The organism is Vibrio sp. 03_296, assembly GCF_002265885.1.
Window position 1 is genome coordinate 1 of sequence record NZ_NPKW01000694.1, and the last position, 573, is coordinate 573.

Below are 573 nucleotides of genomic sequence, written 5' to 3' on the forward strand. Positions count from 1 at the left end.
AGGCGTACAAATTATCGAGTTTGCACAATCCGGATTACGCTCACTGATCAAAGTGGACGAAAGCGAATGGGATCGAATTGGCATGTGGTGACAGATGGCGATGCAGCAGGCAAGAAATACGCTGCAACGGTGAAAAGCATGCTCGGACACGATCAAGAACGTCATCGACTTACTGAGTTGCCCGATCACGACATAGAACATTTTTTTATATAATCATGGCTTTGATAAATTCTTTAAGGATCTCATCAAAATTCCTTATGAACATCCTATTCCTGCCAAAAAGGTCGTGAACAAGGTACTTAAGAAACACGCTAAACCCGATCTGGCCTTGTCGATTGTTTCCCACTGTGAAGAAAACGGCATTGAGTGTATCCCTGTATTACTGCGCTGGACACTAAAGCGCATTGTGACCATGGCCAATGGCAACACCTAATCCATGCTTGACGGTGTGTTATCAGCGAACAACACACCAAGGGCACAACAACGGTGATAGAGAGAGTGGCTGAAACAAAAGCGGAAATAAAAAAGCGCAATCAAACGATGAACGCTTGTACCAAATATCATAATTTTGAT

At 43.5% G+C, this 573-nt stretch carries 1 pseudogene; it reads left to right on the forward strand.

From position 1 onward, the window contains the following. Positions 1 to 433 (forward strand): annotated as a pseudogene (locus tag CIK04_RS27195) (ATP-dependent endonuclease); the annotation flags it as partial. Between the last annotated feature and the right edge of the window lie 140 nt (positions 434 to 573).